Consider the following 23,390-nt stretch of genomic DNA (forward strand, 5'->3'; position numbering starts at 1 on the left):
GTCTGGGAACCTGTGTGGGTGCGCACCCGCCCGGCCCCCGCTCTGCTGATCCCGATCCTGCTGGCCGTCCCGGTGCTGGCCGGCTGCTCGGGCAGCGAGGACGACGTGCGCGCGGCGGCGGAGGCCTTCCTCGAGGACTGGACGGCGGGTGACCTCAGCGCCGCGGCCGGTGCCACGACCGACCCCGCCGCCGCCACCGCGCTGCTCGAGCAGACCGCCGCCGACCTCCCCGGCGCGGCCCTGACCGCCGAGATCGGCGAGGTGGCCGTCGACGACGGCGTCGCCACCGTCGGCTGGACCGCCACCTGGGACCTGGAGGCGGCGCCGGAGTGGAGCTACGAGGGCACCCTTCGGTTGCGCGAGGGTGACGACGCGTGGCAGGTGGTCGCCGAACCGGCGGTCGTCCACCCCGAGCTGGGCGAGGGGCAGCACCTGGAACTGGACCGGCAGCTGCCCGAGCGGGCGGCGATCACCGATGCCTCCGGCGCCCCGCTGTTCACGCCGACCGAGGTGGTCCGGGTGGGCGTCGACCCCGCCCAGGTGACCGACCTGCCGGCGCTGGCGGCGGCGCTCTCGGCGGCGACCGGCGTCGCCGCCGAGGAGATCATCGCCGACGTGCAGGCCGCGCCGGAGGGGCAGTTCGTGCCGGTCATCGACCTGCGCCGGCCGCAGTTCGAGCAGATCCGCGGCCAGGTGTTCGACCTGCCCGGCGCCGTCTTCCCGACCGAGACCCGGTCGCTGGCGCCCTCGTCGAGGTTCGCCGTCGCGCTGCTGGGCCGGGTCGGCGCGGCGACGGCGGAGCTCCTGGAGGAGACGGCGGTCGACGGGGAGCCCCGTTACGCCGCCGGAGACCAGCTGGGGCTGTCCGGGCTGCAGCGGGCCTACCAGGAGCAGTTGAGCGGGACCGCCGGCTTCACCGTCGCGGTGGCCGGTACGGAGGAGGGGTCCGGCCGGGAGATCGCCTCCGTGCCGCCCGTCGCGGGGGAGCCGGTGCGGACGCCGCTCGTGCCGGCCATCCAGACCGCCGCCGAGGCCGCCGTCGCCGCCCAGCCCCTGCCCGCCCACCTCGTCGTCGTCCGCCCCGGGACCGGCGAGATCCTCGCGGTGGCCTCGAACGAGGCGGCCAACCCCGCCAACGCGCTCACCGGGCAGTTCCCGCCGGGGTCCAGCATGAAGGCGGTGACGGCGACCGCACTGCTGGACGAGGGCGGACTCACCCCGCAGACACCGGTGCCCTGCCCGGCGACGACGGTCGTCGAAGGGCGCGAGTTCGAGAACCAGGACCAGTTCGACCTCGGCACGGTGCCCTTCACCGAGGCCTTCGCGCAGTCCTGCAACACCACGTTCATCCAGCAGGGCCTGCAGCTGCCGGACGCCGCGCTGGCCGAGGCGGCGGCCGCCTACGGCGTCGGCACCGACTGGGACCTGCCGGTCGACGTCTTCAGCGGCAGCGTCCCGGGCGACAGCACCGGGACGACGAAGGCGGCGAACGCGATCGGGCAGGGGCAGGTGCTCATGAGCCCCGCCCAGCTGGCCCTGGTCGCCGCGGGCATCGCCGGGGGTACCCCGGTGGCTCCGGTCGAGGTCGTGGGCGCCGAGGCGGCGGGGCCGGTGCCCAGCGGCCCGGCCGCCGGGGTGCTCGACGGCCTGCGGCCGATGATGCGCCAGGTCGTGTTGTCGGGGACCGCGCAGGCGCTGGCCGACCGCGGCGAGGTCTACGGGAAGACGGGCACGGCCGAGTTCGGCACGGCCAGCCCGCCGGAGTCGCACGGCTGGTTCATGGGCTACCAGCTGGCCGGCCCGCAGGGGGACATCGCCTTCGCGACCCTCGTCGAGGCCGGGCAGTCCAGCAGCGCCGCGGTCGCCGTCACCGACGCCTTCGTCGGCAACCTGGGCTGACCTCGGCCCCGGCCTACCCCGTGGAGAGCCCCGGGAGAGCGCTCGTCACGGGGCTCAGGCCCGCGGCCTGGCGCCACGCGACGGCCCGCACCTCGGCGGCGGTGAGCGCCTCCATGGCCAGCGCCCGCGTGGTCCGCTCCGCCGCCCGGTCCAGGACCCGCACCCAGGCGGCGGCGACGCCCTCCTCCAGGACGGCGGCGAGCGCTGCGGCGTCCACCGGCGACAGCACCGGGAAGGGCAGCGCGTACCCGGCCTCGGGCAGCGCCGGATCGGCTCCGCGCTCGCCGAGGAGGGTGGTCACCCGGTCGCGCACCTGGCGGTGGCCCGTCTCGGCGGCCGCGGCCGCGGGGGGGGGGGGGGGGGGGGGGGGGGGGGGGGGGGCGGGGGGGGGCGCCCCCGCGGCGGGGGGGGGGGGGGGGGGGGGGGGGGGGGGGGGGGGGGGGGGGGGGGGGGGATGGGGTCCGAGCTGGGGGAGTTGTGTGGTCAGCGTGTGGGGCCCGTGGCGGTGGCCGGTCGGGGCGGCCGCCCCCCCGCCGCGCTGCTCCGGTGGCAGCGCGGCCCCGACCACGCCGTAGCCCCACACCGCGGCGTGCTCGGCGGCGAGCGCGGCATCCAGCGCGGCGTCCTCGGCGGAGGTGGCGGTGGTGTCCTCGTCAGCCATGGCCGTCCTCCGTCATGCCAGTCGTGCCTCGTGCCCGCGCAGCCCCGCGGCGATGGAGCCCAGGAGGGCGGCCCGCGCACCGGCCTGGCCCAGCGCCGCGGCGGCGTGGGAGGTGGCCGCGACGGCGACCTGCGCCCGCAGCCAGGCCTGCGCCTCCCCGGGCGGGGGCGCGTCCGCCGGCGGGGCGGCCGAGGGGCTGCTGCCGGGCGCCGCCGCGCGCAGCCGGTCCAGCTGCTCGGCCGCCTGGTCGGCGAGGACACCGACCGCCGCGGCGAGCGCGGGATCGGCGGCGAAGGCCAGCTCGTAGGCCCGGACCAGGGTCTCCTGGACGCCGACCTGCGCGGCCAGCTCGTCGGCCTGCGCGCTGGTCACGGTGTCGCGCTCCTCCACCGCGGGAGAGGAGGTGCACCCGGTGGCCACGGCGGCGACGCCGGCGGCGGAGGCCACCAGAAGGGTCCGGCGCGTGAGCGTCCGCGGGCCGGGACGGGGGGTGGAAGACATCACCCCCATCCTCGCAGCCGCCGGCCCCCGCAGCCGGTCCTCCGGTCGGACGGGCGTGCCGCGTGGACGTGAGGTGCACCGCACCCGCCGTGCCCGCCGGTGGGCGCACCACCCGGCCGGTCCCGTCCGGCCGCCCCGCGCCGGGCCGGGGTGCCGGTGCGGGCGGTAGCCTGAGCACTTCCCCTCGACACCGGGCCCGGCCAGCGACGCAGGTCCGCGGCGCCGGGCCGCAGAACTGCGCGCACGGCACCGTGCCGCCGACCGAGCCTGAGGAGGCCAGCGTGTCCGCCTCTCGCGGAACCCAGCGGAGCGACCCCGCCACCGACCGGCTGACCGGCTGGATCCGCCCGGTCGTCACCGAGGCGGGGTACGACCTCGAGGAGCTCGTCGTCACCCCCGCCGGCCGGCGCAGCGTCGTCCGCGTCGTCGTCGACCGCGATGCGGGGATCACCCTCGACGACATCGCCGAGGTCAGCCGGGCGGTCTCCGACGTGCTGGACCGCAACGACGACGGCATGGGCCGCACCCCCTACGTGCTGGAGGTGACCAGCCCCGGGGTCGACCGCCCGCTCACCGAGCCGCGCCACTGGCGCCGGAACTCCGGACGGCTGGTGGTGGTCGCGGTCGGTGCCGCGGGGGCGGCCGAGCAGCTCACCGGGCGGATCACCGAGGTCGACGGCGACGGCGTCACGCTGGCCGTCGAGGCCAAGGGCAAGCCGGGGGCGAAGAAGCGTCCGCCGCAGCCGCGCCGCGTGCCCTGGGCCGAACTGGGCGCGGGGCGGGTGCAGGTCGAGTTCGGCCGGGCCGACTCCCACGCCGACGACAGCACCGACGAGATCGCGGGCGACACCGCGGAGCACGACGCCGACGAGCGCGACGACCTGGACCAGGCCGCGCTCGCGGACGACGACGGAGGAGAGAAGTGAACATCGACGTCACCGCGCTCAAGGCGGTGGAGCGGGAGAAGGGCATCCCGGTCGACACGGTCATCGAGGCGCTCGAGACCGCCCTCGTGACCGCCTACCGGCACGCCGACGGGGCGGCCAAGCACGTGCGCGTGCACGTGGACCGCAAGAGCGGCGAGGTCGCCGTCCTGGCGCAGGAGATCGGCCCCGACGGCGAGGTCGTCCGCGAGTGGGACGACACCCCCTCGGACTTCGGCCGGATCGCCGCGAGCACCGCCAAGCAGGTGATCGTCCAGCGGCTCCGCGACGCCGAGCACGAGCAGACCTTCGGCGAGTACGCCGGCAAGGAAGGCGACATCGTCAGCGGCATCGTCCAGGCCGACCAGCGGCGCAACGCCAGCGGCATCGTGATGATCGACATCGGCAAGGTCGAGGCCGTGCTGCCCTCCGCCGAGCAGGTGCCGGGGGAGTCCTACCCGCACGGCAGCCGGATCAAGGCCTACGTCGTCGCCGTCTCCCGCACCTACCGGGGCCCGCAGGTCACCGTGTCGAGGACCCACCCGAACCTGGTCCGCAAGCTGTTCGCGCTCGAGGTCCCGGAGATCGCCGACGGCAGCGTCGAGATCGTCGCGGTCGCCCGCGAGGCGGGGCACCGCACGAAGATCGCGGTGCGCACCTCCGTCCCCGGGCTGAACGCCAAGGGCGCCTGCATCGGGCCGATGGGCCAGCGGGTGCGCAACGTCATGAGCGAGCTGCACGGCGAGAAGATCGACATCGTCGACTGGTCGGAGGACCCGGCGTCCTTCGTGGCCTCCGCGCTCAGCCCGGCCCGGGTGTCCAGCGCCCAGCTCGTCGACCCGCAGGCCAAGGCCGTCCGTGTCGTCGTCCCCGACTACCAGCTGTCGCTGGCCATCGGCAAGGAGGGGCAGAACGCCCGCCTGGCCGCGCGGCTGACCGGCTGCCGGATCGACATCCGCAGCGACGCCCAGGACGAGGACGCCGGCGCAACCCCCTCGCCGGGGGTGGGCCGCCCGCCGCTGCGCTCCGGCCTGCCGCCTCACCCGGGCGGGGGGCGCGGCGGGGCTCCGGGGTCCCGCGCGCAGGCTCCCGCGGGCGGTCCGCGCTCGGCTCCACGCCGCGCGGAACACCGCGGGCCGGCCACGCGCTAGAGTGACGGGTGGCCGAAAAGTCGGATCCGGTCCGCACCTGCGTGGGGTGCCGGAAGCGAACCTCGGTCGATGACCTGCTGCGCGTGGTCGTCGTGGACGGGAACCTGGTTCCCGATCCGCGGCGGCGGCTCCCCGGTCGCGGTGCCTCGCTGCACCCGACGGCGGAGTGCCTGCGCGCAGCGGAGCGACGCCGGGCCTTCCCGCGGGCGCTGCGCACCAGCGCCCCCGTGGAGGTCGGTCCGCTCCGGGCCCACGTCCTGGGCGCCTCCGCGGAGGTCGCCGGGACCGGGCCGGGAGAGGGCGACAGCACTGCACAGTCGGGCCGGCACCAGGCCGGTCCGCACGTCGACAGGACACCGTCGGATGACTCAGCCGTGAAGTTCTCACGATGACCATGCGCCACTAACGACGAGGTCGAGCGGGCAAGCCGCCGGCCTCACCAAGAGGAGACCCGTGCCAGGCAAAGCCCGCGTACACGAACTCGCCAAGGAGTTCGGTGTCGACAGCAAGACCGTGCTCGCCAAGCTCAAGGAGCAGGGCGAGTTCGTGAAGTCCGCGTCCTCCACCGTCGAGGCCCCCGTGGCCCGTCGGCTGCGCGAGGCGCTCGGCGCCGCCACCAGCGGCGGCAACGACGGGGCCGCTGCCCCGCGCCCGAGCGCGCCCGCTCCCCGTCCCGCCGCTCCGGCGCCGCAGGCGGCCCCGCAGGTCCCTGCTGCTCCGCAGGCCCCGGCGGCGTCGGCCCCGTCCCGCCCGGCCGCTCCCGGACCCCGTCCGGGTCCGCGCCCCGCGGCGCCCGCCCCGCAGGCCCCGGCCGCCCAGGCCCCGGCTCCGCAGGCCCCGGCTCCGCAGGCCCCGGCTCCGCAGGCTCCGGCCGCGCAGGCTCCTGGGGCCCCGGTGCAGCAGCCGTCCGCTCCCCGTCCCGCGGCATCCCGGCCGGCTCCCGCCGGTGGCGCTGCCCCGGGTGGTCCGCGTCCCGGTCCGCGGCCGGCTCCGCGCCCGGGCAACAACCCCTTCAGCAGCACGCCCCGCCCCGGCCCCGCGGCCGGTGGCGCGCGTCCGGGCCCCGCTGGTGGTCCCCGTCCGGCGCCCGGCGCGGGCGGCCCCCGTCCGGCGCCCGGTGCGGGTGGTCCGCGCCCCGGTCCGGGCGGTCCCCGTCCCGGCGCCGGTGCCGGTGGTCCCCGTCCGGCGGCCGGTCCCGGCGGTCCGCGCCCGAACCCGGGCATGATGCCGCAGCGCCCCTCGCCCGGCATGATGCCGCCCCGACCCGCCGGTGGCGGCCGACCGGGCGGTGGGCCCGGCGGTGCCGGTCGCGGTCGTCCGGGTGGTCCCGGCGGTGGCGGTGGCGGTGGTTTCCGTCCCGGCGGTGGCGGTGGCGCTCCCGGCGCCGGCGCGCCCGCCGGCGGTGGCTTCCGCGGCGGTGGCGGCGGTCGTGGCCGTGGTCGCGGTGGCTCGGGTGCCGGTACGGCCGGTGCCTTCGGGCGTCCCGGCGGCCGGGGTCCGGTCCGCGGGCGCAAGAGCAAGAAGCAGCGGCGTCAGGAGTTCGACTCCATGGCGGCGCCCAGCATGGGCGGCGTCAGCCTGCCGCGCGGCAACGGGCAGACCGTCCGGCTGCCCCGTGGCGCCTCGCTGACCGACCTGGCCGAGCGCATCAACGCGCAACCGGCCGCGCTGGTCACCGCCCTGTTCCACCTGGGCGAGATGGTGACCGCCACGCAGTCGGTCAACGACGAGACGCTCCAGCTGCTCGGCGCCGAGATCGGCTGGGTCATCCAGGTCGTCAGCCCCGAGGACGAGGACCGCGAGCTGCTCGAGACCTTCGACCTCACCTTCGGTGACGAGGAGGGCGACGAGGAGGACTGGTCCGCCCGTCCGCCGGTCGTGACCGTCATGGGTCACGTCGACCACGGGAAGACCAAGCTGCTGGACGCGATCCGCGACGCGAACGTCGTGGCCCGCGAGGCCGGCGGCATCACCCAGCACATCGGCGCCTACCAGGTCGTCACCGAGCTGGACGGCAACGAGCGTCCCGTCACCTTCATCGACACCCCGGGCCACGAGTCGTTCACGGCGATGCGTGCCCGCGGCGCGAAGGTCACCGACATCGTCATCCTGGTCGTCGCGGCCGACGACGGCGTCATGCCGCAGACGGTCGAGGCGCTCAACCACGCCCAGGCCGCCGAGGTCCCGATCGTGGTCGCGGTGAACAAGGTGGACAAGGAGGGGGCCAACCCCGCCAAGATCCGCCAGCAGCTCACCGAGTACGGCCTGGTCGCCGAGGAGTACGGCGGCGACACGATGTTCGTCGACGTCTCGGCGATCACCCGGCAGGGCCTCGACGACCTGCTCGCGGCGGTGCTCCTCACCGCCGACGCCTCGCTGGACCTGCGCGCGAACACCGAGCAGGACCCGCAGGGCGTGGTCATCGAGGGCAAGCTGGACAAGGGTCGCGGCCCCGTCGCCACGGTGCTCGTCCAGCGCGGCACGCTGCGCCAGGGCGACTCCATCGTGGCCGGCGACGCCTACGGCCGCGTCCGGTCGCTGCTCGACGAGCACGGCAACAAGCTGAAGGAGGCCCTGCCGGCCCGCCCCGTGCAGGTCGTGGGTCTCACCTCGGTGCCCCGCGCCGGCGACACCTTCCTCGTCGTCGACGAGGACCGCGTCGCCCGGCAGATCGCCGACCGCCGCCAGGCCCGCATCCGCAACGCGCAGAACGCCTCGATGCGCAAGCGGATCAGCCTGGAGGACCTCGACGCGGCGCTCAAGGAGAACCGTCAGCTCAACCTGATCATCAAGGGCGACAACTCGGGCACCGTCGAGGCGCTCGAAGAGGCGCTGATGAAGATCGAGGTCGACGACGAGATCTCGCTGCGGGTCATCCACCGCGGCGTCGGCGGCATCACCAAGAGCGACATCGACCTGGCGCTGGCCGACGACGTCATCGTCCTCGGCTTCAACGTCCGGGCCGAGGGCCAGGCCACCGAGCTCGCCAACCGCGAAGGGGTGGACGTCCGGTACTACACGGTCATCTACCAGGCGATCGACGAGATCGAGGCCGCGCTCAAGGGCATGCTCAAGCCGATCTACGAGGAGGTCCAGCTGGGCACGGCGGAGGTCCGCGAGGTCTTCCGGGTGCCCAAGGTCGGCAACGTCGCCGGCTCGCTGGTCCGCAGCGGCACGATCGTGCGCAACTCCAAGGCGCGCCTGATCCGTGACGGTGCCGTGGTCGCCGACAACCTGTCGGTGGAGTCCCTCCGCCGGTTCAAGGACGACGCGACCGAGGTCCGCGAGGGCTACGAGTGCGGTATCGGCCTGGGGTCGTACAACGACATCAAGGTCGACGACGTGATCGAGACCTTCGAGCTGCGCGAGAAGCCGCGCGACTGAACCAGATGATCCCTTGCCCCCCACTGCGAGCGGGTGACGTGCTGGAACGGCCCTCCTGCAGGGTCCCGGCGCGAGCTCGCGAGCGGTGGGGGGCAGGAGGGTCCTCCTAGTGTTCACCGGCGCGCTCACCGCCGACCTGCTGCTGGGCGACGTCCACTCGCTCAAGGGCAAGCGGTCGGTCGTCCGGCCGATCGTCGCCGAGCTGCGGCGGCGGTACGCCGTCGCAGCGGCGGAGGTCGGCGACCAGGACCTGCACCGCCGCGTGCAGATCGGGGTCGCCACCGTCGCGGGGGACGCCGCCCAGGTCTCCGACGTCCTCGACGCCTGCGAGCGGTTGCTGGCCGAGCGGCCGGAGGTGACCCTGCTGTCGACGCACCGGCAGCTCGTCAGCGACACCGATTGAGGACCTCGTCGCCCACAACCCCCTCGCAGTCTGGGGGGCGGGCCCCGGCGACGAGGCCGCCCGACCCACCCAGGTAGCGACCTGGCAGTCCCAAGGAGGTCCCTGATGGCCGATCCGGCCCGCGCCCGCAAGCTGGCGGTGCGCATCCGACAGATCGTCTCCGCGGCGATCGAGTCCCAGATCAAGGACCCCCGGCTGGGCATGGTGACCGTCACCGATGCCCGGGTGACCAGCGATCTCCGCGAGGCCACGGTGTTCTACACCGTCTACGGCGACGAGACGCAGGTCGCCGACTCGGCCAAGGCGCTCACCAGCGCCACCGGGGTGCTCCGCTCCACCGTCGGCCGGCAGACCGGGATCAAGTTCGTCCCGTCGCTGACCTTCGTCGCCGACATCGTCCCCGACACCGCGCGCGAGCTCGAGGAGGCGCTGGAGCGGGCCCGGCACGCCGACGCGGAGCTGGCCCGCGCCCGCGAGGGCGCCAGCTACGCCGGCGAGCCCGATCCCTACCGCCGCCCCGCGGAGGACGGGGACGACGACGCACCGGCCGGCGGCGGGGCTGCCGATGACAGCGGCGAGGACCTGACGCCCCGGACGAGGAGTGCGCTGTGAGCGAGAACGACCCCGACCCGAACCTGCCCGACGAGGGTCACGGCCGCTCGGAGTTCGGCGGCCGCCCGGCCCCCGACGCCGGTGACCCCACCCAGGGCGGCAAGCGTGGCGAGATCGGGGAGGCGCCGAGCATCGCGGAGGACGAGCCGGACGACGGCGGCCCGGGCTATCCCGTGGGCGGCGGCGACATCACCGAGCACCAGGGCGGCCGGGTCGCCGACCCCGACCCGGCGGGGTGACCCCCGCCAACCCCGGCGGCGGTGCGGTCCCGGACCTCACCACCGCCACGAGGTCGGTCGCCGCCGTGCTCGCCGAGGCGGCGCATGCGCGGGCGACCGTGGTCCTCTCCGGGCACGTCCAACCCGACGCCGACGCCCTCGGCAGCACCCTGGCGCTCGCCGAGGGGCTGCGCCGGCGCGGTGCCCGGGTGCTCGCCACCTTCCCGGGCCCGTTCACCCTCCCGGCGTCGCTCGGATGGATCCCCGGCGCGGAGGGGCTGGTGCCCTCGGGCGCCGTCCCCTCGTCCCCGGACGTCTTCGTCAGCCTCGACGCGGCCTCCCCGGGGCGCCTCGGCGAGCTGGCTCCGCTGCTCGACCGCGCCGGCACCTCCGTGGTCGTCGACCACCACGCCAGCAACCCCGGCTTCGGCCACCTGCGGCTCGTGGACCCGGCCGCCCCCGCCACGGTCACCCTCGTCGCCGACCTCCTCGACGGCCTCGGCGTGGCGCTCGACGCCCAACTGGCCACCTGCCTGTACGCCGGGCTCGCCGCCGACACCGGTTCCTTCCGGTTCGGCAGCACGCGGCCGGAGACCCACGAGCTCGCCGCGCGACTGCTCGCCACGGGCATCGACCACGCCGCGATCAGCCGCCGGCTTTTCGACACGGCCCCCTTCGGCTGGCTCGGCCTGCTCTCGGTCGTCGCCGGGCGTGCGGTGCTCGAGCCGGAGGTGGGCGCCGGGCTGGTGTGGACGTGGTCCAGCACCGTCGAGGCAGCCGAGCACGGCCTGCCCGGGGAACAGCTCGAGGCGCTGGTCGACGTCGTCCGCTCGACCCAGGAGGCGGACGTCGCCTGCGTGCTCAAGGGCCAGGACGACGGGTCCTGGTCGGTCTCCCTGCGGTCCCGCGGGGGGAGCGACGTCGCGCGGGTCGCGACGGCGCTCGGCGGCGGCGGGCACCGGGCGGCCGCCGGGTACACCTCGCACCTCGACCGCGAGGGCACCGTCGCGGCGCTGCGCCGGGAGCTCTGCGATCTGTCGGCCGCGGGCCGGCCACCGCGACCAGGTGGGTAGAAGGATCTCCGTGCCCCCCACGCCTCGCCGGCCGGGCGTGGGCCCCCGCACCGGGGCCGATCAGGCCGCCGAGCCGGATCCGGGAACCGGATCGGGAGGCGTCCGGCCCCCGCCATCCGGTTCCCCGTCCGTCCTCGCCCTCGCCGCCCCGGCGCTCGTCGTCCTCGCGGCCGAGCCGCTGTACCTCCTCGTGGACACCGCCGTCGTCGGCAACCTGGGCACGGTCGCCCTCGGTGGGCTCGCCGTCGGTGGCGGCCTGCTGGCGTGGGCAGCCGCGCTGCTGAACTTCCTGGCGTACGGCACGACCGCGCGCGCCGCCCGCCGCGCCGGCGCCGGTGACCGGGCCGGCGCGGTCGAGGAGGGCGTGCAGGCGACCTGGCTCGCGCTCGCCCTGGGGGTGCTCGTGCTCGCCCTCTTCCAGCTGCTGGCCGGGCCGCTGACCCGGGTCCTCGCCGGAGGCGCGGGGCCGGTCGCGGAGGCGGGGGAGGGCTGGCTGCGGGTGGCCTCGCTCGGGGCCCCGCTGCTGCTGGTGTCGCTGGCCGGGAACGGCTGGCTGCGCGGTGTCCAGGAGCTGCGCCGCCCGGTGCGCTACGTCGTCGCGGGCAGCCTGCTCAGCCTCGTCCTCTGCCCGCTGCTCGTGCACCCGGTGGGGCTGGGCCTGGTCGGCTCGGCGGTGGCGAACGTCGCCGGGCAGGCGCTCACCGCCGCCCTCTTCGTGCGGGCGCTGCTGCGCGAGGGCGCTGACTGGGGCGCGCACCCGCGGGCGATCGTGCGGCAGCTGGTCATCGGCCGCGACCTGCTGCTGCGGGCGGCGGTGCTGCAGCTGTCCTTCCTGGTCGCCGCCGGGGTCGCCGCGCGGGCCGGGACGGCGGCCCTGGGTGCCCACCAGATCGCGTTGCAGCTCTTCTTCTTCCTCGCCCTGGTGCTCGACGCCTACGCCATCGCGGCGCAGACCCTGGTCGGCCACGCCCTCGGTGCCGGGCGGCCCGACGAGGCCCGCGCGACGGCGCGCCGCGTCGTGGGTTGGGGCCTGGTCACCGGTTGCCTCGTGGCCGCCGTCCTGATCGCGCTGCGGGACGTCCTGCCGCCGCTGTTCACCGACGACCCGGCGGTGCTGGCGCAGGCCGCCCTCGTCTGGTGGTTCCTCGCCTGCTTCCAGCCGCTGGCGGGGGTGGTGTTCGCCCTGGACGGCGTGCTGATGGGGGCCGGCGACGTCGGCTACCTGCGGACCGTCACCATCGCGGCCGCGCTCGTCGGATTCCTGCCCCTGTCGCTGCTCGCCGGGCCGCTGGACCTCGGCCTCGCCGGCATCTGGACCGGGCTCACGCTCTTCATCGTGCTGCGGCTGGTCGCGGTGCTGCTGCGGGTGGCGGGTGACCGGTGGGTGGGCGCGCCTGAGACGGTTGCCCCGTGAGCACCGCGAGAACGACGCCCGAGCGAGCATCGCAGGGAGCGCCAGCGACCGAGGAGCGGAACGAGGGCGGAGTCGAGCAATGAGCCGACGCCCGGATGCCGACGTCCCGCCCGGACTGCTGCTGGTGGACAAGCCGGACGGCATGACCTCCCACGACGTCGTCGCCCGCGCCCGCCGCGCGCTGTCGGTGCGCAAGGTCGGGCACGCCGGGACGCTCGACCCCATGGCCACCGGGCTGCTGGTCCTGGGCGTCGGCACCGCGACCCGGCTGCTCGGGTACGTCGGCGGGCACGGCAAGACCTACGAGGCCAGGATCCGGCTGGGGCAGGCGACGGTCACCGACGACCGCGAGGGCGAGGTGCTCACCACCACCTCCGCGGCGCACCTCGACGACGACACCGTCCGCGCGGCCCTCGCCGCGCAGACCGGACCGCTGCAGCAGGTGCCCTCGGCGGTGAGCGCGGTCAAGGTCGACGGCCGCCGGTCCTACGACCGCGTGCGGGCGGGGGAGGCCGTCGAGCTCGCCCCCCGCTCGGTCACCGTGCACCGGCTGGAGGTGCACCGCCTCAGCCGGCCGGAGCCAGACCTGCTGGACGTCGACGTCACGGTCGAGTGCACCGCCGGGACCTACATCCGCGCCATCGCCCGCGACGCGGGCGCGGCGCTGGGCGTCGGCGGCCACCTGACGGCGCTGCGCCGCACCGCCTCGGGGCCGTTCGCGGTCGCGCAGTCCGGCACGGTCGAGGACGCAGCCGCCTCGCTGGTCGCCGGCGGCGGGCCCGGGTTCCTCGGGCTCACGGAGGCGGCGCGCCTGGTCTTCCCCGAGCGGCCGCTCACCCCGGAGGAGGCGCGGGCGCTCGGCTACGGCCAGCGCATCCCCGCGACCGGGGCGGCCGGGCTGCACGCCGCCGTGGACGCCGACGGCCGGCTGGCGGCCCTCGTCGAGGACGCCGGTCGCACGGCGCGCGTCGTCGTCGGCTTCCCGCCGGCCTGAGGCGGTGGCAGCCTGGCCACCGTGACCCTCGCCGCCCGCCTGGCCGACCTCGACGCGCTCCTGCGCCCGCTGCCCGGGGTGCTCGTCGCGTTCTCCGGCGGGGTCGACTCCGGCGTCCTGCTCGCCGCCGCGGTACGCGCGCTCGGCGCCGGCCGGGTGGTCGCCGCCACCGCCGTCTCCCCGAGCCTGCCGGCCGCCGAGCTCGCCGGCGCGGGGGAGTTCGCCGCGTCGCTGGGGGTGCGGCACGAGCGGCCACGCACCGACGAGCTCTCCCGCGAGGGCTACCGGGCCAACGGCGGGGACCGGTGCGCCTTCTGCAAGACCGAGCTGGTCGAGGTGCTGCGCCCGCTGGCCGACCGGCTCGGCATCGCCGACGTGGTCACCGGCACCAACGCCGACGACGTCGTCGCGGGGTTCCGGCCGGGCATCCGCGCGGCGGCCCGGCGCGGGGCCTGGACGCCGCTGGCGCGGGCCGGGCTCACCAAGGACGACGTCCGCGCCGCCGCCCGCCGGTGGGGGCTGCCGCTGGCCGACAAGCCCGCGGCCGCCTGCCTGGCCAGCCGGATCGCCTACGGGGTGCCGGTGTCTGCCGCGGGGCTGGCCCGCGTGGAGCACGCGGAGGCCGGGTTGCGCACCGCACTCGTCGCGGCCGGGCTGCCGGTGCGCGACCTGCGGGTGCGCGACCTCGGCGACGACGTCGCCCGGGTGGAGGTCGACGCCGCGCTGGTGGCCGACCTCGCGGCGCGAGTGGACCTGCACGCCGCCGTCCCCGGCTTCGCCCGGGTCGAGCTCGACCCGCGGGGCTTCCGGTCGGGGGCGATGAACGAGCTGCTGCCCGACCCCGTGCGCTACCGCTGAGCCGAGCGGACGATCCGCGCGGCGGCCACCCCGGCCCCGAACCCGTTGTCGATGTTGACGACGAGCACCCCCGGGGCGCAGGCGGTGAGCATGGTCAGCAGGGCGGCCAGCCCCTCGAAGGCGGCGCCGTAGCCCACCGACGTGGGGACGGCGACGACGAGCCGGTCGGTGAGCCCGGCGACCACGCTGGGCAGCGCACCGTCCATGCCGGCGACGACGACCACGGCGTCGGCCGCCCCGAGGTCCGGGGCGACGCCGAGGACGCGGTGGATCCCCGCCACCCCGACGTCGTCCACCCGGCGGCAGCCCACGCCGCACGCGCGCAGCGTGGCCGCCACCTCCGCGGCCACCGGGCCGTCCGAGGTGCCCGCGGTCAGCAGGAGCACCTCGCCGACCGGGTCCGGCAGGGTGCCCACGAAGGCGCACCGCGCCTCGGCGTCGACGACGGCGTCGGGCCACCGGTCGAGCACCGCCGCCGCGGTGGCGTCGTCGACCCGGCTGGCCCAGGCGAACGGCGCCGGTGACCCCTCCAGCAGGGCGGCCAGGCAGGCCACGGTCTGGGCGGGGGTCTTGCCGGCCGCGAACACGACCTCGGGCGTACCGGTCCGGGTCTCGCGGTCGAGGTCCAGGCGGGCGAAGCCCAGGTCTGCGGTGCGGGGTGCGCTCACCTGCACCAGCCTGCCGCACGCGGGGGTGGTCGTGCGGTTGGCGGCCACCCCGCCCGGGAAGGGCACGACCATGAGCGTCGTCAAGATCAACGCGATCACCGTGCCGAAGGACAAGCAGGAGCGCTTCGAGGAGCGGTTCCGCGGGCGCGCCGGAGCCGTGGAGACCACCCCCGGCTTCGAGTGGTTCGAGCTGCTGCGGCCGGTGGAGGGCACCGACCAGTACCTGGTCTACACGCGGTGGAGCAGCGTCGAGGCCTACGAGGCCTGGCAGTCCGGTCAGGACTTCGACCGGGCGCACTCCGGTGGCGGTGACACCCTCGCCTCGGCCGCCCCGCACTCGGCGCACGTCTGGACCTACGAGGTGCTGGAGACCGCCGGCCCGAAGGGCGAGCACGAAGACGGGGCCTGAGCCGGGTTAGTGTGACGGCACCGGCCCCGCACGCCCGCGGGCCGGTGCCGTCCCCTCGCACGCCCGGGTAGGAGCCATGACCGACACGCTCGCCGACAGCCGAACCACGTCCCGGACGTTCGTCGAGGGCGTGCCGGTGGTCGTGGAGGACGTGCAGCGCCGCTCCACCACCGAGCGCGAGGAGCTGCTGGCCGACCCCGGCTTCGGCCGCTACTTCACCGACCACATGTTCGTGGCCCGGTACCAGGCCGGTCGCGGCTGGTACGACGCCCGGCTGACGCAGTACGGCCCGCTGCCGATGGACCCCGGCACCGCCGCCCTGCACTACGCCCAGTCGATCTTCGAGGGGCTCAAGGCCTACGCCCAGCCCGACGGCAGCGTGGCCACCTTCCGGCCGCAGGCCAACGCGGCGCGCTTCATCCGCAGCGCCGAGCGCCTGGCGATGCCGCCGGTGCCCGAGGAGGCGTTCCTCGCCGCCGTCGACGCGCTCGTCGACGCCGACCGCGCGTGGGTGCCCACGGGGCCGGACCAGACGTTGTACCTGCGCCCCTACCAGCTGGCCAGCGAGTCCTTCCTCGGCGTCCGCCCGGCGCACGAGTACCTCTTCCTGGTGATCGCGAGCCCCGCCGGCGCCTACTTCCCGCGCGGCGTGCACCCGGTCTCCGTCTTCGTCTCCGAGGACTACGTGCGGGCCGCGCCCGGGGGCACCGGCGACGTGAAGTGCGCCGGCAACTACGCGGCGAGCCTCCGGCCCCAGCAGCAGGCGAGCGAGCTCGGCTGCGACCAGGTCGTCTACCTCGACGCCGTGGAGCGGCGCTACATCGAGGAGCTGGGCGGGATGAACCTGTTCTTCGTCCTGGGCTCAGGCGAGGACGCCGAGCTGGTCACCCCCGAGCTCTCCGGCACCCTGCTGCCGGGCATCACCCGCGACTCGCTCATCACCGTCGCCCGGGAGCTCGGACACCGGGTGACCGAGCGCAAGGTGACCCTCGACGAGTGGCGCAGCGGCGCGCTCGACGGCTCGATCAGCGAGACCTTCGCCTGCGGGACGGCCGCCGTCATCACCCCGGTCGGTCAGATCCGCGCCCGCACCGGCGACTTCACCGTGGGCGACGGCGAGCCCGGCCCGGTCACCATGCGGCTGCGCGAGACGCTGCTCGACATCCAGCACGGGCGGGTGGCCGACACCCACGGCTGGCTGCACCAGGTCTCCTGACCGCGGCGGGGGTTGTCGCGTGCTGCGCTGGCGGGGGCTCGAGGCCACCCCGGGTGATCTCGGGCGCACGGTGGTCACCGTCGGGATGTACGACGGCGTCCACCGCGGGCACCAGAAGCTCATCGGGGCCGCCGTCGCGCGGGCCCGGGCCATGCGCCGCCCCTGCCTGCTGCTGACCTTCGACCCCCACCCGGCGGAGGTCGTGCGGCCGGGGTCGCACCCGGCGATCCTCACCTCGCTGGACCGCAAGGCCGAGCTCGTCGCCGACCTCGGCGTGGACGCCATGTGCGTGCTGCCGTTCACCGCGGAGTTCATGAAGCTCCCGCCGGAGACCTTCACGCACACCGTGCTGGTCGAGCGGCTGCACGCCGCGCAGGTGGTGGTGGGGGAGAACTTCACCTACGGCCACCGCGCCGCCGGCACGGTCTCCTCGCTCACCGCGGAGGGGCGCCGCTTCGGCTTCGCCGTCGAGGGGGTGTCCCTGGCGCAGGACGCCTCGGAGGACGGCGAGGTCACCATCTCCTCGACCTACGTCCGCGCCTGCGTCGCCGCGGGGGACATGGTCCCGGCGGCCCGCGCGCTCGGCCGGCCGCACCGGGTCGACGGCGTCGTCGTGCGCGGTGACCGCCGCGGCCGCGACCTGGGGTACCCGACCGCCAACGTGGAGACCCCGCCGTACACCGCCATCCCCGCCGACGGCGTCTACGCCGGGCACCTGGTCACCCGCGACCCGCGCAGCGCGGCCAGCCGGGAACGGTTCCCCGCGGCGATCTCCGTGGGGACCAACCCCACCTTCCAGGGCAGCCGCCGGACGGTCGAGGCCTACGTCCTCGACTACGACGGCGACCTCTACGGCGAGCACGTCGGCGTCGAGTTCGCCCACCGGCTCCGGGCGATGGCCGCCTTCGCCGACGTCGACGGGCTCCTGGCCGCCATGGCCAAGGACGTGGCCGACACCCGGGCGCTGCTGGGCCTGTGACGGCGTCGTCCTCCGGACGGCACCCCGGCCGGCAGCCACTCGGTCCGACCGGCTGATCACCGCTGGTAGTCTCGTGGCAGCCGTGCACGCACGGCTGTGTGAACGCTGCCCTCGTGAGTCAGACCGGGGGCCACACGTGACCCGCCCAGGAGGCGAACCATGGCGCTCGACAGCGCGACGAAGCAGCAGATCATGACCGAGTACGCGACGGTCGACAAGGACACCGGTTCGCCCGAGGTGCAGGTCGCGATGCTGACCCGCCGGATCAGCGATCTGACGGAGCACCTCAAGGCGCACAAGCACGACCACCACAGCCGGCGGGGCCTGCTCCTGCTGGTGGGCCGGCGTCGCCGGCTGCTGAACTACCTGGCGAAGACCGACATCAACCGCTACCGGTCGTTGATCGAGCGGCTCGGCCTGCGCCGCTAGCACGTCGAGGGGACCGCTCCCGGATCGATCCGGGGCGGTCCCCTCTCTCGTACGGCACCCGCCGTCCGAGTTCGAGGCCCTCCGGCCGACCGCCCCGCCAAGGGCCGGTCCTCGGTAGTGGCCCCCGGGACGCATCGGTTCCCCACCTCCGGGGAACAGCACCGCCCGAGGGCTTCGATCGAAGACCGGTCGCCCCCGGAAGCAGGTCGGCGCGAGGCGCCGCAAGAGGAACGTCGCGGTATGCGACGAAGAGAGAAGGACACGTGTCCGCACCCACCACCCAGGGCAGCATCGCTGCCGAGTTCGACCCCGAGGACGGGGTCACCACCGCCACCGCGGTCATCGACAACGGCAGCTTCGGCAGCCGCAGCATCACCTTCGAGACCGGCCGGCTGGCCAAGCAGGCCGCCGGCTCGGTCGTCGTGACGATGGGCGACAGCATGCTGCTGTCGGCCACCACGGCGGGCCGCCAGCCCAAGGAGCACTTCGACTTCTTCCCGCTGACCGTCGACGTCGAGGAGCGGATGTACGCCGCGGGCCGCATCCCCGGCTCGTTCTTCCGCCGCGAGGGCCGGCCGTCCGAGGACGCGATCCTCACCTGCCGGCTGATCGACCGCCCGCTGCGGCCGACCTTCGCCAAGGGGCTGCGCAACGAGGTCCAGGTCGTCATCACCGTCATGGCCCTGGACCCCGAGCACCTCTACGACGTCATGGCCATCAACGGCGCGTCGGCCTCGACCCAGCTGTCGGGCCTGCCGTTCTCCGGCCCGATCGGTGGCACCCGGGTCGCGCTCATCCGCGGCCAGTGGGTCGCCTTCCCGACGCACTCGGAGCTCCAGGAGGCCGTCTTCGACATGGTCGTCGCCGGTCGCCTGCTCCCGGACGGCGACGTCGCGATCATGATGGTCGAGGCCGAGGCCACCGAGAAGACGATCGAGCTCGTCGCCGGTGGCGCCAGCGCCCCGACCGAGGAGGTCGTGGCCCAGGGCCTCGAGGCCGCCAAGCCCTTCATCAAGGCGCTGTGCGAGGCGCAGAGCGCGATGGCCGCCAAGGCCGCCAAGCCGGTCGCGGAGTTCCCGCGCTTCCTGGACTACCAGGACGACGTCTACGCCGCCGTCGAGTCCGCCGCCCTGACCCGCCTCGGCGAGGTGCAGGCCATCGCGGGCAAGCAGGAGCGCGAGGACGCCACCGAGGCGCTCAAGGACGAGGTGAAGGCCTCGCTCGCCGACCAGTTCGAGGGTCGCGAGAAGGAGGTCTCGGCCGCCTTCCGCGCCGTCACCAAGAAGGTCGTCCGGCAGCGGATCCTGCGCGACAAGGTCCGCATCGACGGCCGCGGCGTCACCGACATCCGGCCGCTGTCCGCCGAGGTCGAGGTCGTCCCGCGCGTGCACGGCTCGGCGCTGTTCGAGCGCGGGGAGACCCAGATCCTGGGGATCACCACGCTGAACATGCTGCGCATGGAGCAGCAGCTCGACACGCTGTCGCCGGACAACCGCAAGCGCTACATGCACAACTACAACTTCCCGCCGTACTCCACCGGCGAGACCGGTCGCGTGGGCTCGCCCAAGCGGCGCGAGATCGGCCACGGTGCGCTCGCCGAGCGTGCGCTGCTGCCGGTGCTGCCCGACCGCGAGGAGTTCCCCTACGCGATCCGGCAGGTCTCCGAGGCGCTCGGCTCCAACGGTTCGACCTCCATGGGGTCGGTCTGCGCCTCGACGCTGGCGCTGCTCAACGCCGGCGTGCCGCTCAAGGCCCCGGTCGCCGGCATCGCCATGGGCCTGGTCTCCGACCAGGTCGACGGCAGGACCGAGTACGTGGCGCTGACCGACATCCTCGGTGCCGAGGACGCGTTCGGTGACATGGACTTCAAGGTCGCCGGCACGCGGGAGTTCGTCACCGCGCTGCAGCTGGACACCAAGCTCGACGGCATCCCGTCCGACGTGCTCGCCCAGGCGCTGACCCAGGCCCGCGCCGCCCGGCTGCACATCCTGGACGTGATGAACGAGGCCATCGACGCCCCCGACGAGATGAGCCCGTACGCCCCCCGGGTGACCACGGTGCGCATCCCGGTCGACAAGATCGGTGCGGTGATCGGCCCCAAGGGCCAGATGATCAACGCGATCCAGGACGAGACCGGCGCGGACATCACGATCGAGGACGACGGCACGATCTACGTGGGCGCGTCCGACGGCCCCTCGGCCCAGGCCGCGGTCGACCGGATCAACGCCATCGCCAACCCGCAGATGCCCAAGGTCGGCGAGCGCTTCCTCGGCACGGTCGTCAAGACCACGCCGTTCGGCGCCTTCGTCTCCCTGCTCCCGGGCAAGGACGGGCTGGTCCACATCAGCAAGCTCGGTGCGGGCAAGCGCATCGGCAAGGTCGAGGACGTCGCCAACGTCGGCGACAAGATGCAGGTGGAGATCACCGACATCGACGCCCGCGGCAAGATCAGCCTCGCGCCGGTCGCCGCCGACGGTGCCGACGGCGCCGAGGCCTCCGCCGAGGCCCCGGCCGAGTCCGCCCCTGCGGGTGAGTGACCACGACTGATCTGATCCGGGCCGGGGTGGGCGCCGCTTCTCCGGGAGCGGCCCCCACCCCGGTTCCCGTCGGGACGACCGCGCTGCTGGACCTCGACGAGGTCGGCGGCCGGGTGGAGCGCACCGAGCTCCCCGGGGGCCTGCGGGTGCTCACCGAGACGATGCCCGGGGTGCTGTCGGCGACCCTGGGCATCTGGGTGGGCGTGGGTTCGCGCGACGAGACGCCGGCCGTCGCGGGGGCCTCGCACTTCCTCGAGCACCTGCTGTTCAAGGGGACGACGTCGCGCGGGGCGCTGGAGATCGCGACCGCCATGGACGCCGTCGGCGGTGAGATGAACGCGTTCACCGCCAAGGAGCACACCTGCTACTACGCCAACGTGCTCGCCAGCGACCTCCCGCTCGCGGTGACGCTGCTGGCCGACCTGGTCACCGAGGCGACCAACACGGCGGCGGACCTGGAGTCCGAGCGCACGGTGGTGCTCGAGGAGATCGCCATGCGCGACGACGAGCCCTCGGACGCCGTCCACGACCTCTTCGCCGAGACGCTGTACGGCGACACCTCCCTCGGGCGCTCGGTCCTGGGCACCGTCGAGTCGATCGAGGGGCTCACCCGGGAGGACGTCGACGGCTGGTACCGCTCGCGCTACGCCGTGCCCTCGATCGTGGTGACCGCGGCCGGGCGGGTGGACCACCGGCAGGTCCTCGACCTGGTGACGGCGGCATTCGGCGACCGGCTGTCAGGTACGGCCCGTCCCGCGCCGCTGCGCACCGGCGACGTGGCGCTCGAGCGGCCCGCGCGGCCGGCCGGGCTCATCTCCCGCCGGACGGAGCAGACCCACCTGCTGCTCGGCACGCCCGCCATGGGGCGCCTGGACGAGCGCCGGTACGTCGCCGCCGTGCTGGACGCCGCCGTCGGAGGCGGCATGAGCTCGAGGCTGTTCCAGGAGATCCGGGAGAAGCGCGGACTGGTGTACAGCGTCGGGTCGGCGCTGACCCACTACGCCGGCGCGGGCGCCTTCTCCGTCTACGCAGGCTGCTCCAAGAAGCGCGTGCCCGAGGTGCTCCGCCTGGTTCGGGAGGAGCTCGGGCGGGTCGCCGCCGAGGGGCTCACCACCGAGGAGGTGGCCCGGGCGCGCGGTCAGCTGAAGGGCGGGCTGGTGCTCGGGCTGGAGGACACCGGCTCGCGCATGAGCCGGCTGGGCAAGAGCGAGCTGTCCTACGGGGAGTACGTCCCGGTGCGGGACGTGCTCGCGCGCATCGAGTCCGTCGACGAGGCGCAGGTCCGGTCGGTGGCAGGGGAGCTGTTCGGCCGGGAGACCTGCCTGGCCGTGGTGGGGCCCTACCGCGAGTCCGACCTCGACCGGCTCTGACCTCGCGGATGCCGACGACCCGGACCTCCCTGCCGCAGGCCGCCTTCGCGCTCGCGGTGCTGGTCTCGGCCGTCGTGCTCTTCCTGCCGGCCTCGGGGGTGCCGACCGCGCCCCCGGGGACCGACAAGGCGGTCCACCTGCTCGTCTTCGGCGCCCTGGCGCTGACCGGCCGGTGGGCCGGGATGCAGGGGGTGCCGCTGGCGACGGGGCTGGTGGCCTACGCGGTGGCCAGCGAGCTGGTGCAGGGGCTCACGCCGCTCGGCCGCTCGATGTCCCTCGCCGACGTCGTCGCCGACGTCGCGGGGATCCTCGTGGGGCTGCTCGCGTGGGCCGCCCTCGCCCGGCGGACGCGCTGACCGGGGCCTGTCTTGCATCGCGGGGCCGGGCCGGGAAACCTGACCGCGTGACCACGAGCGCGCCCGGCCAGCAGCCCGCCTCCGTCGAGGGGGAGTCCTCCCTCATCCCGGTGGGAGTGCTCGGCGCCCGCGGCCGGATGGGCACCGAGGTGGTCAGGGCGGTGAACGACGCCGACGACCTCGAGCTGGTGGCCATGGTCGACGACGGCGACTGGCTGTTCAACGTCGCCGACGCCGGCGCCCAGGTGGTCGTCGACTTCACCCGTCCCGACGTGGTGATGGACAACATCCGGTTCTGCATCGACAACAACATCCACTGCGTCGTGGGCACCACCGGGTTCGACGAGGCCCGACTGGCGACCGTCGCCGAGTGGCTCGAGCCGAAGCCGGAGCTCGGGGTCGTCATCGCCCCCAACTTCGGCATCGGGGCGATCCTGCTGATGCGCTTCGCCCAGGAGGCGGCTCGCTTCTTCCCGTCCGTGGAGGTCGTCGAGCTGCACCACCCGAACAAGGTGGACGCCCCCTCGGGGACGGCGGTGCGGACCGCGCGCCTGGTGGCCTCGGCGCGCCGCGCGGCCGGGCTCCCGCCGGCGCCGGACGCCACGACCGACGAGCTGCCGGGGGCGCGCGGCACCGACGTCGAGGGGGTGCGCGTGCACGCCGTGCGGCTGGCCGGTCTGGTTGCGCACCAGGAGGTGCTGCTCGGGGCGGCGGGGGAGTCGCTGACGCTGCGGCACGACTCGTTCGACCGCGCCTCGTTCATGCCCGGGGTGCTGCTCGCCGTCCGGGAGATCGGGCGTCGGCCCGGTCTCACCGTCGGCATCGAGGGCTTCCTGGGGCTCTGAGAGGGCCCCGTCCTCCTCACGCCTCGCAGGCTCGGCGCGAGCCTCTGGACGGGCCGACCCAGGCGGCGGGGGGCGTGGCGCGCGTCACCTGCAGCTCGTTTGACACCGCCCGCGGGGGCACGTAACTTTCTTTCTGCGCCGCGCGGCCCGGGAGGGCCGCCGGACCAGCCCCCCGCTAGACGGGCTGCTGGAAACCGGCGTAGAGTGGGACCTCCAGCCAGGGACGAAGCCCGGAAGGGTCGAGTTTCTGCGCGTCCGCTCCTTGAGAACTCAACAGCGTGCCGAAAGTCAGTGCCAAGTAATACCCCGTGCCGCGATTCTTGTGGTCGTGGCTGGGATTCCTTTGGTTGATTGATATCGCGAGAGTGTCAGCTCGCGGTTCTCAGCCGGTATCAAATCATCTACGGAGAGTTTGATCCTGGCTCAGGACGAACGCTGGCGGCGTGCTTAACACATGCAAGTCGAACGGTGAACCGCTTCGGTGGGGATC

Annotated in this window: 23 protein-coding genes, 1 rRNA gene and 2 pseudogenes; 22 read left to right on the forward strand and 4 right to left on the reverse strand. The window is 75.0% G+C overall.

The window, feature by feature from the left end:
* Positions 1-18: 18 nt before the first annotated feature.
* Entirely contained in the window at positions 19-1,899 is a 1,881-nt protein-coding gene (locus ACI794_RS02215) for a penicillin-binding transpeptidase domain-containing protein (protein ID WP_456615579.1), read from the forward strand.
* 13 nt (positions 1,900-1,912) lie between these two features.
* Here the strand turns inward: ACI794_RS02215 and ACI794_RS02220 are convergent, their stop codons facing one another.
* From ACI794_RS02220 to ACI794_RS02230, 3 genes and pseudogenes are all read right to left on the reverse strand, one after another.
* Positions 1,913-2,200: a DUF4439 domain-containing protein gene (locus ACI794_RS02220; protein ID WP_456615591.1), complete on the reverse strand. Its 288-nt coding sequence runs from the start codon at positions 2,198-2,200 to the stop codon at positions 1,913-1,915.
* 147 nt (positions 2,201-2,347) lie between these two features.
* Positions 2,348-2,560: pseudogene (locus tag ACI794_RS02225) on the reverse strand (DUF4439 domain-containing protein); the annotation flags it as partial.
* A gap of 12 nt (positions 2,561-2,572) precedes the next feature.
* The gene (locus tag ACI794_RS02230) at positions 2,573-3,061 is read right to left on the reverse strand and encodes a twin-arginine translocation signal domain-containing protein (protein ID WP_456615580.1); all 489 of its coding nucleotides are present in this window, start codon (positions 3,059-3,061) and stop codon (positions 2,573-2,575) included.
* A 281-nt stretch (positions 3,062-3,342) separates the two neighbouring features.
* Between ACI794_RS02230 and rimP the strand changes: the two genes are divergently transcribed.
* The 12 genes and pseudogenes from rimP (at position 3,343) to larE (ending at position 14,091) form a co-directional block, all read left to right on the forward strand.
* On the forward strand, positions 3,343-3,987 hold the full coding sequence (rimP, locus tag ACI794_RS02235) for a ribosome maturation factor RimP (protein ID WP_456603228.1): 645 nt from the start codon (positions 3,343-3,345) through the stop codon (positions 3,985-3,987).
* A complete protein-coding gene (nusA, locus tag ACI794_RS02240) occupies positions 3,984-5,135 on the forward strand; it encodes a transcription termination factor NusA (RefSeq protein ID WP_456603229.1) in 1,152 nt (383 codons plus the stop codon). The genes rimP and nusA overlap by 4 nt, the downstream gene beginning before the upstream one ends.
* Before the next feature lie 41 nt (positions 5,136-5,176).
* Positions 5,177-5,527, forward strand: coding sequence for a YlxR family protein (locus tag ACI794_RS02245; RefSeq protein WP_456603244.1), 351 nt, complete (start codon positions 5,177-5,179; stop codon positions 5,525-5,527).
* Between the two features lie 61 nt (positions 5,528-5,588).
* A pseudogene (locus tag ACI794_RS02250) lies at positions 5,589-5,732 on the forward strand (translation initiation factor IF-2 N-terminal domain-containing protein); the annotation flags it as partial.
* 951 nt (positions 5,733-6,683) lie between these two features.
* Positions 6,684-8,519, forward strand: a complete 1,836-nt coding sequence (gene infB / locus ACI794_RS02255) for a translation initiation factor IF-2 (RefSeq protein WP_456603245.1) — start codon at positions 6,684-6,686, stop codon at positions 8,517-8,519.
* Positions 8,520-8,628: 109 nt separating this feature from the next.
* Positions 8,629-8,922, forward strand: coding sequence for a DUF503 domain-containing protein (locus ACI794_RS02260; RefSeq protein ID WP_456579006.1), 294 nt, complete (start codon positions 8,629-8,631; stop codon positions 8,920-8,922).
* A 105-nt stretch (positions 8,923-9,027) separates the two neighbouring features.
* Positions 9,028-9,534: a 30S ribosome-binding factor RbfA gene (gene rbfA, locus ACI794_RS02265; protein WP_456603230.1), complete on the forward strand. Its 507-nt coding sequence runs from the start codon at positions 9,028-9,030 to the stop codon at positions 9,532-9,534.
* Positions 9,531-9,773, forward strand: coding sequence for a hypothetical protein (locus ACI794_RS02270; protein ID WP_456579004.1), 243 nt, complete (start codon positions 9,531-9,533; stop codon positions 9,771-9,773). Before rbfA ends, ACI794_RS02270 begins: the two co-directional genes overlap by 4 nt.
* Entirely contained in the window at positions 9,770-10,825 is a 1,056-nt protein-coding gene (locus ACI794_RS02275) for a DHH family phosphoesterase (protein ID WP_456615581.1), read from the forward strand. Before ACI794_RS02270 ends, ACI794_RS02275 begins: the two co-directional genes overlap by 4 nt.
* A gap of 10 nt (positions 10,826-10,835) precedes the next feature.
* A complete protein-coding gene (locus tag ACI794_RS02280; protein ID WP_456603232.1) occupies positions 10,836-12,239 on the forward strand; it encodes an MATE family efflux transporter in 1,404 nt (467 codons plus the stop codon).
* A 79-nt stretch (positions 12,240-12,318) separates the two neighbouring features.
* Positions 12,319-13,233, forward strand: a complete 915-nt coding sequence (gene truB, locus ACI794_RS02285) for a tRNA pseudouridine(55) synthase TruB (protein WP_456615582.1) — start codon at positions 12,319-12,321, stop codon at positions 13,231-13,233.
* Between the two features lie 21 nt (positions 13,234-13,254).
* Entirely contained in the window at positions 13,255-14,091 is an 837-nt protein-coding gene (gene larE, locus ACI794_RS02290; RefSeq protein WP_456615583.1) for an ATP-dependent sacrificial sulfur transferase LarE, read from the forward strand.
* Here larE and larB read toward each other — a convergent pair.
* On the reverse strand, positions 14,082-14,849 hold the full coding sequence (gene larB / locus ACI794_RS02295) for a nickel pincer cofactor biosynthesis protein LarB (RefSeq protein ID WP_456615584.1): 768 nt from the start codon (positions 14,847-14,849) through the stop codon (positions 14,082-14,084). The genes larE and larB overlap by 10 nt on opposite strands.
* Here larB and ACI794_RS02300 point away from each other — a divergent pair.
* The 9 genes from ACI794_RS02300 to ACI794_RS02340 all read left to right on the forward strand — a co-directional run.
* Positions 14,830-15,168 (forward strand): antibiotic biosynthesis monooxygenase family protein, encoded by a 339-nt coding sequence (locus ACI794_RS02300; protein ID WP_456578998.1) that lies wholly within the window; start codon positions 14,830-14,832, stop codon positions 15,166-15,168. The genes larB and ACI794_RS02300 overlap by 20 nt on opposite strands.
* Before the next feature lie 76 nt (positions 15,169-15,244).
* On the forward strand, positions 15,245-16,384 hold the full coding sequence (locus ACI794_RS02305) for a branched-chain amino acid aminotransferase (protein ID WP_456615585.1): 1,140 nt from the start codon (positions 15,245-15,247) through the stop codon (positions 16,382-16,384).
* 19 nt (positions 16,385-16,403) lie between these two features.
* A complete protein-coding gene (locus ACI794_RS02310; protein WP_456603237.1) occupies positions 16,404-17,363 on the forward strand; it encodes a bifunctional riboflavin kinase/FAD synthetase in 960 nt (319 codons plus the stop codon).
* A gap of 159 nt (positions 17,364-17,522) precedes the next feature.
* Positions 17,523-17,792 (forward strand): 30S ribosomal protein S15, encoded by a 270-nt coding sequence (rpsO, locus tag ACI794_RS02315; protein WP_456578995.1) that lies wholly within the window; start codon positions 17,523-17,525, stop codon positions 17,790-17,792.
* A 263-nt stretch (positions 17,793-18,055) separates the two neighbouring features.
* Positions 18,056-20,329 carry a polyribonucleotide nucleotidyltransferase gene (locus tag ACI794_RS02320; protein ID WP_456615586.1) on the forward strand — a complete coding sequence of 758 codons (2,274 nt, stop codon included), beginning with the start codon at positions 18,056-18,058 and terminating at the stop codon, positions 20,327-20,329.
* On the forward strand, positions 20,326-21,699 hold the full coding sequence (locus ACI794_RS02325; RefSeq protein ID WP_456603239.1) for a M16 family metallopeptidase: 1,374 nt from the start codon (positions 20,326-20,328) through the stop codon (positions 21,697-21,699). Before ACI794_RS02320 ends, ACI794_RS02325 begins: the two co-directional genes overlap by 4 nt.
* 8 nt (positions 21,700-21,707) lie before the next feature.
* Positions 21,708-22,055, forward strand: a complete 348-nt coding sequence (locus ACI794_RS02330; RefSeq protein ID WP_456615587.1) for a VanZ family protein — start codon at positions 21,708-21,710, stop codon at positions 22,053-22,055.
* A 47-nt stretch (positions 22,056-22,102) separates the two neighbouring features.
* Positions 22,103-22,900 carry a 4-hydroxy-tetrahydrodipicolinate reductase gene (dapB, locus tag ACI794_RS02335; protein WP_456603241.1) on the forward strand — a complete coding sequence of 266 codons (798 nt, stop codon included), beginning with the start codon at positions 22,103-22,105 and terminating at the stop codon, positions 22,898-22,900.
* A 400-nt stretch (positions 22,901-23,300) separates the two neighbouring features.
* Positions 23,301-23,390 (forward strand): 16S ribosomal RNA (locus tag ACI794_RS02340); the annotation flags it as partial.

It is taken from the genome of Blastococcus sp. SYSU DS0541, assembly GCF_054050875.1.

Excerpts from the sequence above, each read along its gene's own strand:
- ACI794_RS02230 (WP_456615580.1), bottom strand. The coding sequence starts at position 3,061 with ATGTCTTCCACCCCCCGTCCCGGCCCGCGGACGCTCACGCGCCGGACC.
- infB (WP_456603245.1), top strand. The coding sequence starts at position 6,684 with ATGGCGGCGCCCAGCATGGGCGGCGTCAGCCTGCCGCGCGGCAACGGG.
- rbfA (WP_456603230.1), top strand. The coding sequence starts at position 9,028 with ATGGCCGATCCGGCCCGCGCCCGCAAGCTGGCGGTGCGCATCCGACAG.
- truB (WP_456615582.1), top strand. The coding sequence starts at position 12,319 with ATGAGCCGACGCCCGGATGCCGACGTCCCGCCCGGACTGCTGCTGGTG.
- ACI794_RS02300 (WP_456578998.1), top strand. The coding sequence starts at position 14,830 with ATGAGCGTCGTCAAGATCAACGCGATCACCGTGCCGAAGGACAAGCAG.
- ACI794_RS02305 (WP_456615585.1), top strand. The coding sequence starts at position 15,245 with ATGACCGACACGCTCGCCGACAGCCGAACCACGTCCCGGACGTTCGTC.
- rpsO (WP_456578995.1), top strand. The coding sequence starts at position 17,523 with ATGGCGCTCGACAGCGCGACGAAGCAGCAGATCATGACCGAGTACGCG.
- ACI794_RS02330 (WP_456615587.1), top strand. The coding sequence starts at position 21,708 with ATGCCGACGACCCGGACCTCCCTGCCGCAGGCCGCCTTCGCGCTCGCG.